This is a genomic window from uncultured Zoogloea sp. (assembly GCF_937894855.1).
Taxonomy (GTDB): Bacteria; Pseudomonadota; Gammaproteobacteria; order Burkholderiales; family Rhodocyclaceae; genus Zoogloea; species Zoogloea oryzae.
The window spans coordinates 34,768-44,882 of record NZ_CALAYQ010000153.1 but is presented as its reverse complement, the minus strand read 5'-3'; the positions used below and the strand labels follow the sequence as shown (position 1 = coordinate 44,882).

At 67.6% G+C, this 10,115-nt stretch carries 11 protein-coding genes and 1 pseudogene; 10 read left to right on the top strand and 2 right to left on the bottom strand.

The window, feature by feature from the left end; genetic code table 11:
• Window positions 1-223 (bottom strand): annotated as a pseudogene (locus tag Q0672_RS17500) (protein TolQ); the annotation flags it as partial.
• A gap of 4 nt (window positions 224-227) precedes the next feature.
• Window positions 228-668, bottom strand: coding sequence for a tol-pal system-associated acyl-CoA thioesterase (ybgC, locus tag Q0672_RS17495; RefSeq protein ID WP_153161921.1), 441 nt, complete (start codon window positions 666-668; stop codon window positions 228-230).
• 250 nt (window positions 669-918) lie between these two features.
• Here ybgC and dksA point away from each other — a divergent pair, with 250 nt between their 5' ends.
• The 10 genes from dksA (at window position 919) to hslU (ending at window position 10,041) form a co-directional block, all read left to right on the top strand.
• Window positions 919-1,350, top strand: coding sequence for an RNA polymerase-binding protein DksA (dksA, locus tag Q0672_RS17490; RefSeq protein ID WP_153161922.1), 432 nt, complete (start codon window positions 919-921; stop codon window positions 1,348-1,350).
• A gap of 56 nt (window positions 1,351-1,406) precedes the next feature.
• On the top strand, window positions 1,407-2,474 hold the full coding sequence (locus tag Q0672_RS17485) for a GTP-binding protein (protein ID WP_298624305.1): 1,068 nt from the start codon (window positions 1,407-1,409) through the stop codon (window positions 2,472-2,474).
• Window positions 2,471-2,869 (top strand): hypothetical protein, encoded by a 399-nt coding sequence (locus Q0672_RS17480; protein WP_298624303.1) that lies wholly within the window; start codon window positions 2,471-2,473, stop codon window positions 2,867-2,869. Before Q0672_RS17485 ends, Q0672_RS17480 begins: the two co-directional genes overlap by 4 nt.
• A 99-nt stretch (window positions 2,870-2,968) precedes the next feature.
• Complete coding sequence (locus tag Q0672_RS17475; RefSeq protein ID WP_153161925.1) at window positions 2,969-4,378, top strand: TonB-dependent receptor; 1,410 nt, start codon at window positions 2,969-2,971, stop codon at window positions 4,376-4,378.
• An 11-nt stretch (window positions 4,379-4,389) separates the two neighbouring features.
• A complete protein-coding gene (locus Q0672_RS17470) occupies window positions 4,390-5,301 on the top strand; it encodes a zinc ABC transporter substrate-binding protein (protein WP_298624300.1) in 912 nt (303 codons plus the stop codon).
• Between the two features lie 11 nt (window positions 5,302-5,312).
• A complete protein-coding gene (locus Q0672_RS17465; protein WP_298624298.1) occupies window positions 5,313-5,891 on the top strand; it encodes an ATP-binding cassette domain-containing protein in 579 nt (192 codons plus the stop codon).
• Window positions 5,888-6,679 carry a metal ABC transporter permease gene (locus Q0672_RS17460; protein WP_298624296.1) on the top strand — a complete coding sequence of 264 codons (792 nt, stop codon included), beginning with the start codon at window positions 5,888-5,890 and terminating at the stop codon, window positions 6,677-6,679. The genes Q0672_RS17465 and Q0672_RS17460 overlap by 4 nt, the downstream gene beginning before the upstream one ends.
• Window positions 6,680-6,839: 160 nt before the next feature.
• Window positions 6,840-7,955, top strand: a complete 1,116-nt coding sequence (locus tag Q0672_RS17455) for an STAS domain-containing protein (protein WP_298624294.1) — start codon at window positions 6,840-6,842, stop codon at window positions 7,953-7,955.
• Between the two features lie 138 nt (window positions 7,956-8,093).
• Entirely contained in the window at window positions 8,094-8,633 is a 540-nt protein-coding gene (hslV, locus tag Q0672_RS17450; RefSeq protein WP_298624292.1) for an ATP-dependent protease subunit HslV, read from the top strand.
• 70 nt (window positions 8,634-8,703) lie between these two features.
• Complete coding sequence (gene hslU / locus Q0672_RS17445) at window positions 8,704-10,041, top strand: ATP-dependent protease ATPase subunit HslU (protein WP_153161930.1); 1,338 nt, start codon at window positions 8,704-8,706, stop codon at window positions 10,039-10,041.
• Window positions 10,042-10,115: the final 74 nt, after the last annotated feature.

Here is a 10,115-nt window from a genome sequence, read left to right as displayed (position 1 = left end):
CGGTGGCGGCGCTCTGGTACAGGGCGTTGAGGTCGCCGCCGCTCCAGAAGTCGCGTTCGAAGAGGTCGGTCTTGCGCTTGGCGTCGCGGATCTGGAACCACTTGCGGAAGATCCAGTACCAGGACATGAAGGAGACGGTGCCGAGCAGCGCCATCACGAGCTTGACGAGGACGCTCGCGTTGGCGATCAGGGACAGGATTGAGAGGTCTTCGGTGACGTTCATCGGTTTAAACCAGGGTGGCGAACTGGTCGCGTACGGCAGGAGGAATCGGAATGGCGCGCTTGGCGGTGCTGTCGATGCAGGCGATGGTGATCTGGGCGTCGAAAATGGGCTGACCTTCGCGCTGGATCTGCTGGTCGAAGATCAGACTGGCGCGGCCGAGCCGGGAGACCCGGCTGACGACGTCCAGCATGTCGTCGAGGACAGCGGGCTGGCGGTAGTCGGCCTTCACGGAGCGCACCACGAAGACGACGCCTTGCTCGGCTGCGAGCCGGCCCTGCTCAAAACCAATAGCCCGCAACCAGTCGGTGCGGGCTCTTTCGCAGAACTTCAGGTAGTTGGCGTAGTAAACCACACCACCGGCGTCGGTGTCTTCGTAGTAAACCCGCACCGGCAGCGTGAAGGACGCCTTCTCCGCGGCAGGAGCGGGATCGTTCGTGAAATGCATCGCAACATTTTACCGCACGACTCGCCCTGATCCGAAGCAACGCGGTAGATTCAGTGTTTCAGAATGTAGGTAGGAGCGGGCCGATTGCGCTGGCCGCATTGTAATTGCAGCAATCCTGTGCCTAGAATCGCGCTCTTGGAGACAGGCTGGTGCGATTCGTGCATTGGCCAGCGAGTCGCAGATGGGCGATGTCGCGGCGCGGATGTCGCGGGATCCCGGCCCGACAGTCGATTCATGGGAGGAATAAGAGATGGTTGCAACTACCAGCAAAGACAAGACGCTGACCGAGGCCGAGATTCTGGCCATGCCGGAAGATGACTATATGAATCCGGCGCAGCTCGAGTTCTTCCGCTTGCGCTTGTCGAAGATGCGTGAAGAGCTGCTCGAGAACGCTGCCAGCACCGGCGCAAACCTGCGCGAGAACGAGATCGTCGCCGATCCGGCCGACCGGGCCACGGTCGAGGAAGAGCACGCCCTCGAGCTGCGCGTGCGCGATCGCGAACGCAAGCTGATCAAGAAGATCGAGGAAGCCCTCGAGCGGATCGCAGAAGGCGAATACGGCTGGTGCGAGGAAACCGGCGACCCGATCGGGATCGGCCGCCTGCTCGCCCGCCCGACCGCCACGCTGTCGATCGACGCCCAGGAGCGTCGCGAGCGCACCCAGAAGCTTTACGGGGAATAATCCCCCCGTTCCCGCTTCCTGCTTCACCCTGTTTCGCCGGATCGGCCAGGCCCACCATGACCGCTCCGGCGAACCGCATTCCTGTCACCCTGCTCACCGGGTTCCTCGGTTCGGGCAAGACCACCCTGCTCAATCACCTGCTGCGCCAGCCCGAGCTGGCCGGGACGGTGGTGCTCGTCAACGAATTTGGCGCCGTGCCGCTGGATCACCTGCTTGTCGAGAAGATCGACGAGGACGTGGTGCTGCTCGAATCCGGCTGCATCTGCTGCTCGGTGCGGGGTGATCTGTCGCGGGCGCTGAAGGATGTCTTCATGCGCCGCCTGCGCCGGGAGCTTCCCGCGCTGACCCGGGTGGTCATCGAGACCACAGGCCTCGCCGATCCGGCGCCGGTAATCTTCACCCTGATGCAGGATTTCTTCATCGCCGAACGCTATCGCCTCGACGGCGTGGTGACGGCGGTGGATGCGCTGTTCGGCGCCGGGCAGCTCGCCCGCCAACCCGAGGCCGTCAAGCAGGCCGCGATGGCCGACCGGCTCATCATCACCAAGTGCGACCAGGCGCCGCCCGACGCCGTGGATGCGCTGGCGGAGGCGCTCGCCGGGCTCAATCCGGGTGCGGCCCAGTTCCGCGTCGAAGGCGGCGTGGTCGAGCCCTCTGCGGTGCTCGATTGCGGCCTGTGGAACCCGGCCACCAAATCCGCCGACGTGGCGCGCTGGCTGGCCGACGAGGCCGTCGCAGCCCGGGCTGTCCGCAACCCGTATGCCCCGGTGGGCCGCGGCACGCGTCCGGCGGGCGACCCGAACCGTCACGACGCGAGCACTCACGCCTTCGTGGTGCGCATCGACCAGCCCGTGGGCTGGGGCGATTTCTCCACGGCCCTCGACATGCTCCAGGGCCTCAAGGGCGATCACCTGCTGCGGGTGAAAGGCATCGTGAACGTGCGGGGCGAGGCCGCGCCGCGGGTCATCCAGTGCGTCCATCACCTGCGCTACCCGGATGCCGCGCTGCCGGCCTGGCCGGATGACGACCGGTCCACCCGGCTGGTGTTCATCGTCCGCGATCTCGACCGCGCCATTGTCGACCACGCGTTTGCCTGCTTCTGCGCGTCGGAGGCAGCGGCGTGAGGCACATCGCGCTGCCTTTCCGCCTGCCGCGCCGGGCCTCGCCGCTGTTTCGCAGCGTGCTGGCGCTGGTGCTGGTGTGCGCCCAGCTGTTCGCTGCCGCCCACGCCCTCAGCCACGTGGGCGACGGGCTGGCGGAGCGCCGCGGTGCGGGCATTCTTGCCGCGACGCCGGCGACCACCGGCGAGACTGGCCCCGGCGGCCTGCCCGCGGCGGAGCGTCACGAGCGTTGCCTGCTGTGCCTGGCCGCGGCCGATCTGGCTTTTGTCCTCCCTCCCTCGCCGGCCGTGCTGGTCGTCGAGACGCTCCCGCCCGCGCAGCTTGCCGAACCCGCCGTGGTGCTGGTGGCCCGGCGCGCGCCCTGCCCACCCTGTCGCGGGCCGCCCGCTTCCGTCTGATCCCGTTCCCGAACCGCTGACCGGCGTCCGTCGCTGCCCGAGGGCAAGACGCGCGCCGGCCGGCTGCTTTATCCGAACTGATCCGACGGAGCACTCTCCATGAAATTCGTACGACCCGCCGCCCTCTGCGCGGCGCTCGCGGCGTTGCCGCATGCCGCCCTGGCGGCCCCCGACGCGGCTTCCGAAGCCGACCTGAAACAGCTCCGCAACCAGCTGCGCGAACTCCGCGAAACCTACCAGCAGCGCATCGACGCCCTCGAGCGCCGGCTTGCCGACGCAGAGGCCCGTAGCGCCTCCGCGGTGGCCGTGGCGGCCGAGGCCGACCGCACGGCCGCTCGCGCCGAGAGCGTGGCCAAGGCCAGTGCCGAGCCCGCGCCCCAGCGCCCGGCGGGCGAGTCCGCCTTCAACCCGGCGGTGTCGCTGATCATCGACAGCAAGTTCACCCGCCTGCAGCGCGACCCGTCCACCTACCGCATCGACGGCTTCATCCCGTCTGGCGGCGAGGTCGGGCCACCGAAGAAGGGCTTCTCCCTGGGCGAATCCGAGCTGGCCTTCTCCGCCAATATCGACCACCTGTTCCGCGGCAACGCGCGTTTCTCGCTGGCCGAGGACGACGGCGCCGGCGTCGTCGAGGTGGAAGAGGTGAACGTGGAAAGTCTGGCCCTGCCGGCCGGCCTCAAGATGAAGGCCGGGCGCTTCCTGTCCGGCGTCGGCTACATCAACCAGCAGCATCCCCACGAGTGGGATTTCACCGACGCGCCGCTGGCCTACAAGGCCTTCTTCGGCTATCGCCTGCAGAACGACGGCGTGCAGCTGCGCTGGGTGGCGCCGACCGCGTTGTTCATGGAGTTCGGCGCCGAAGCGGCCAATGGCGGCAAGTTCCCCGGGGCCGAGCGCCACACCAACGGCGCCGGGCTGTGGACGGCCTTCGCCCACGTGGGCGGCGACATCGGCGAGTCGTCGGCGTGGCAGGCGGGCCTGTCCCACGTGCGCACCCACCCGCAGGAGCGGGCCTTCGAGGACGGCGGCTTCACCAATGCCTTCTCGGGACGCAGCCAGACGTGGATCGCCGATTTCATCTACAAGTGGGCGCCAGGCGGCAACAGCCGCGACACCTACTTCAAGCTGCAGGGCGAATACCTGCGCCGCACCGAATCGGGTTCGATCAACTACGGGGGCGACGGCAATGACTACGCGGCGCGGCTGCGCCAGTCGGGCGCCTACCTGCAGGCGGTGTATCAGTTCATGCCGCGCTGGCGGGTGGGCGTGCGGGGCGACTGGCTGCGCTCGGGCAACGTCGATCTGGGCGGTCTGACCAGCGCCGAGCTGCCGATCCTGGCCGGCTACGACCCGACGCGCCAGTCGGCGATGGTGGATTGGTCGCCGTCGGAGTTCTCGCGCCTGCGCCTGCAGGTGGCGCGGGACAAGTCGCGCAGCGGCGAGTCCGACAACCAGGTGTGGCTGCAGTACGTGATGAGTCTTGGCGCCCACGGTGCTCACAAGTTCTGAGGAGCCGGAAGATGATCGACAAGATGATCCTGCGCGTCGTCGCGCTGCTGTGCGTGCTGCTGCCGGCCCTGCCGGCCGCGGCGTCTGTCAATGTGTTTGCAACGGTGCCCGAGTGGGCGGCGCTGGCGAAGGAGATCGGGGGCGACAAGGTCAATGTGCTGGCCGCCACCACCGCCCTTCAGGATCCGCACCGCATCGAGGCGCGTCCGTCGCTGATCGCCCGGGCGCGGAGCAGCCAGCTGGTGGTGGCCACCGGCGCCGACCTGGAGATCGGCTGGTTGCCGCTGGTGCTGCGGGAGTCGGGTAATCCGGCGATCCAGCCGGGGCAGCCGGGCTACTTCGAGGCGACCTCGGCGGTGCGCCTGCTGGAAGTGCCAGCCCGCCTCGACCGGGCGGACGGCGACGTGCATCCCGGCGGCAACCCCCACATCCAGCTCGATCCGCGCAACATCCTGGCGGTGGGCGAGGCGCTGACGGCCCGGCTGGCCCAGGTGGACCCGGCCAACGCCGCCGCCTACAAGGCGGGCTTCGCGCGCTTCGCCGAGCGCTGGAAGGCGGCGATGGGACGCTGGGAGCAGGCCGCCGCGCCGCTCAGGGGCGTGCCGGTGTGGGTGCAGCACAAGGGCTTTCCGTATCTGTCGGCCTGGCTGGGCCTGAAGGAGCTGGGCGCGCTGGAGCCCAAGCCGGGCGTCGAGGCGGGCAGTGCCCAGCTCGCCAGCCTGCTGGAACGCCAGAAGGCCACGCCGGCGAAGATGATCCTGCGCCCGGCCTACGCCCGGCCCACGTCGTCGGACTGGATGGCCGAGCGGGCGAAGATCCCGGTGGTCGTGCTGCCCTACACGGTAGGCGGTTCGAGTGAGGCGTCCGACCTGTTCGGGCTGTTCGACGACACCCTCCGGCGCCTGCTCGCCGGGGCGAAGTAAGGGGGCGCGGCATGGCCGGATTCCTGATCCGCGCCAGCGGTCTGGTGGCCGGCTATGCCGCGCCGGTGGCCGGGCCGCTGGATTTTGCGCTGCGCCGGGGCGAGATCCTCGGCCTCGCGGGGCCCAACGGCGCCGGCAAGTCAACGCTGCTCAAGGCCCTGTGGGGTGGCGTGCGGGTGTTTGGCGGCACGGTGGAGAAGGCGCCGGGGCTGGCGATCTCCCATCAGGCCCAGGGCTTTGACGACCTGCGCGGCATTCCGCTGACCGGTCGCGAGCTGCTGCGCCTCACCGGCGCCACGACCGACGGCCTGCCGGCGTGGCTGTCGGGCCGGCTCGACGAGCGCCTCGACCGGCTCTCCGGCGGGCAGCTGCAGTTCCTGCGTCTGTGGGCCTGCCTCGCCGCGCCGGCCGACCTGATCCTGCTGGACGAGCCCACCAACAACCTCGACAAGGCCGGCGTGGCTTTCCTGTCGGACTGGCTGGGCCACGCCCACGCGGCGCAGGGCATCGTGATCGTCTCCCACGACCACAGTTTCATCGACCAGGTGTGCACTCGGGTGGTGAACGTGGGGGAGGAGGCGCCCGCATGAGCTTCGATCTGCTCTTCGATCCGCTGTTCCGGGTGCCGTTCTTCACCGGCCTGCTGCTGGCTGGCCTGCTGCCGCTGGTGGGCATGTACCTGCGCCTGCGGGACGAATGGCTGGCGGCGCTGGCCTTTGCCCAGATGGCGTCGGCCGGGGCGCTGCTGGCGATGGTGGCCGACTGGCCGATGATCGCCGGCGGCCTGCTGGCGGCCGTTGTCGCGGCGCTGGTGAAAGGCGTCGCCGCGCAAGCGGGGGCCGGCGCCTACGCGCTGATGATGCTCCTCGCCTGGGGCGCCGGGGTGCTGCTGGTGGCCAATCATCCGCTGGCCGAACAGGCCGGCCACGCACTCTTCGACGGTCAGCTATATTTCACTGGTGAAGGTCATCTGGTGGCCGCTGCGCTGGCCGTGGCGGTAATCGTGCCGCTGCTGGCCTGGCTGTCCCGGCCCTTGCTGCTGGCGCGCTTCTTTCCGGAGTTCTACCGGGCCCGGGGGCGCAACGAGCGGCCGCGGCTGATGCTCTTCGACCTGCTGGCCAGCCTCGCGGTGGCGCTGGCGACGGTCAGCCTGGGGGTGATGGCAGCCTTCGCGCTGGTCTTCGTGCCGCCGCTCCTGGCCTGCCGTTTTGGCCGCGGCTGGCGATCGGGCCTGGTGCTCTCGGCTGTCATCGGAATGGCGGGGTACTGCGTTGCGTTTGCGGTGTCGCTGGGTTTCGACCAGCCTTTCGGGCCGGTTTGTGCGGTGCTTTTCGTGGTGCTCGTTTTGGTGATGGGCGTGAAATCCGACAGGATGTAAATCACGGAGCCCGTGCTTTGTAGAGTGATATCCTAGTCAATCGTAAAAAAGTAACTTGGAGGGTATGGGAGTGGTGCTACCTTTTTTCGGCAAGAAGCCTGCACCTGCCGGAACTACCGCACCCCGTTCCCGGAGCGCTTCCAGCGCCGGAAGCGCCCAGATGTCATTGAACGGGCTGCCGCATGGCGGCAACGTCCGCAGCGAGAGCTCGACCCTCGATTTCACGATCGCCGGCGGTGATCTCAAGCGCATCCTCGCCCAGTGTGCCGACAAGGTGCACGTGGAAGAGGGCGTCGACGAGATGGCTCCGCCGGCCGAAGAAGCCGCCATCCTGTTTGCCCACGGCGGCGATGACGAAGCCCGCAGCGTGCTCGAGCACGCGCTAGAGGGCACTATCAACGCCGATGCCCGCTTCAACCTCTGGCAGATGCTCCTTGACCTGATGCGCCTTACCGGCCAGCGGGAGCGTTTCGAGGCCCTCAGCCTCGGGTTTGCCACCGAATTCGAGCGCTCGCCCCCGGCCTGGCGCGATCTGTCTTCCCCGTCGGCCCGGGTCAGTAACGAGCCAAAGGTACAAACGATCAACCTGTCCGGCCATCTCGGCGGTCAGGCTGCCGCCCAGTTTGCCCAGTTGATCCAGATCGCGATGCGCGCCGGTGCCCTGCGCATCGATCTTGCCCGCCTCAGCGGTGTCGATGACGCCGGTGCCGAGCTGTTGCTGCGCGCGGTGCGCGGCCTGCGCCGGGCCAAGGTCCGGCTGTCGCTGGGTGGCGCGATCCATCTCGTCAATCTGCTGAGCGGTTTGGTGACTTCCGGCAAGCGCGCCAACCAGTCCCTGTGGCTGCTCCTGCTCGAAGTGCTGCAATACACCGATCAGCAGGATCGCTTCGAGGAGCTCGCCGTGGATTACGCGATGACCTTCGAAGAGTCGCCGCCGTCCTGGGAGCCGCCCCTGACGGTCACCGCCAGCCAGACCGGCGCCGAGCCCCTCGCCACCGCTGCCCGCACCTATGTGCTCGAAGGCGAGATCATCGGCCCCAACACCGACACGCTGCGCAAGATCACCGGTTTTGCCGCCGACAAGACCATGGTCGAGGTGGATTGCAGCCGGCTGCGGAGGATGGATTTCGTCTCTGCCGGCATGCTCTTCAATATCATCTCCCAGCTCCACAACCAGGGGCGGCTGATCGTGCTGACCGGCGTCAATTCGATGGTCGCGGCGCTGATGCAGGTGATGGGCCTTCATCAGGTGGCCCGGATCGAGCTTCACAGCTGAGCCTTCCGGCCTCGTCCGCAGCGCTTTTTTCGTCTGATTCCGTTCCACTCCCAGGCGTCGTGACGCCGCCAGATCACGCTGTTTCCGCCGCGGGCGGAGTGGGCTTGTAATCCGTTTTTTCGTCCCCACATCCGTGCGATGGAACAATATCACGGCACCACCATCCTCTCGGTCCGGCGCGGCCGGCACGTAGCCCTCGGCGGCGACGGCCAGGTCACCCTCGGCAACATCGTCATCAAGGCCAGCGCCCGCAAGGTGCGCAAGCTCTATCAGGATCGCATCCTGGCCGGGTTCGCCGGCGGCACGGCCGATGCCTTCACGCTCTTCGAGCGCTTCGAGGCCAAACTCGAAAAGCACCAGGGCAACCTCGTGCGCAGCGCCGTCGAGCTCGCCAAGGACTGGCGCACCGACCGCGCCCTGCGCCGGCTCGAAGCCATGCTGGCGGTGGCCGATCTCGACAACTCGCTGATCATTACCGGCAACGGCGACGTGCTGGAGCCCGAGCAGGGCATCGTGGCGATCGGCTCTGGCGGCGCCTACGCCCAGTCGGCGGCCCGTGCGCTCATCGAGAACACCGAGCTCGCCCCCGAAGAGGTGATCAAGAAGTCCCTCACCATCGCCGGCGATCTGTGCATCTACACCAACCAATGCCACACCATCGAGGTGCTGAAGCCATGAGTCCGCAAAGCCGCCTTAAGGGCGAAATCTCCCGCCTGGCGGGAAAGCGCGTAGCGCCAAGGGTGCCCAAATGACCCAGATGACGCCTCCGGAGATCGTCTCCGAACTCGACAAGCACATCGTCGGCCAGGGCAAGGCCAAGAAGGCCGTGGCCGTGGCGCTGCGCAACCGCTGGCGGCGCGCCCAGGTGGCGGAGCCGCTGAAGAGCGAGATCACCCCCAAGAACATCCTGATGATCGGCCCGACCGGCGTAGGCAAGACCGAGATCGCCCGCCGTCTGGCGCGGCTCGCCAACGCGCCCTTCATCAAGATCGAGGCGACCAAGTTCACCGAGGTGGGCTATGTGGGCCGCGATGTGGACACGATCATCCGCGATCTGGTGGAAATCGCCATCAAGAGCCACCGCGAACAGGCCATGAAGAAATGCCGCGACCGGGCGATGGACGCCGCCGAAGACCGCGTGCTCGACATCCTCTTGCCGCCGGCCCGGCCGACGGTGGGCTTCGGCGCCGAGCCGGCCACGCCGGAAGATAACGCCACCCGCCAGAAATTCCGCAAGAAACTGCGCGAGGGCGAGCTCGACGACAAGGAAGTCGAGATCGAGGTGGCGGTGCCCGGCATGAGCGCCGAGATCCTCGCGCCTCCGGGCATGGAAGAGCTCACCGGCCAGCTGCAGAGCATGTTCCAGAACATCGGCGGCGGGAAGAAGAAATCCCGCAAGCTGAAGATCAGCGAGGCCATGAAGCTGCTCGCCGACGAGGAAGCCGCCAAGCTGGTGAACGACGAGGAGCTCAAGCTCGAAGCGCTGCGCATGGTCGAGCAGAACGGCATCGTGTTTCTCGACGAGATCGACAAGATCGCCACCCGCTCCGATAGCCACGGCGCCGATGTGTCGCGCCAGGGCGTGCAGCGCGACCTGCTGCCGCTGGTCGAAGGCACGACGATCAGCACCAAGTACGGGATGGTCAAGACCGACCACATCCTGTTCATCGCCAGCGGCGCTTTCCACCTGTCGCGCCCGAGCGACCTGATCCCCGAGCTGCAGGGGCGCTTCCCGATCCGCGTGGAGCTGGAGTCCCTCTCCGTCGAGGATTTCGAGCGCATCCTGACCCAGACCGACGCCTGCCTGACGCGTCAGTACGAAGCCCTGCTCGCCACCGACGGCGTGACGCTGCAGTTTGCGCCGGACGGTATCCGCCGGCTCGCCGAGATCGCCTTCCAGGTCAATGAAAAGACCGAGAACATCGGCGCCCGCCGGCTTTACACCGTGATGGAAAAGCTGCTGGAAGAGCTGGCCTTCGAGGCTGGCAAGGCTGGTGAGCAGACCGTCACCATCGACGCCGCCTATGTGGACGGGCGCCTCGAGGTGCTGGCCCAGCGGGAAGACCTGGCGCGCTACGTGCTGTAAGGCTGCGCCGGGCTCATCCGGATGCTGTCGAATGAGGGGCTACCGGGGTAGCCCCTCATTTATTTCACGGGTCG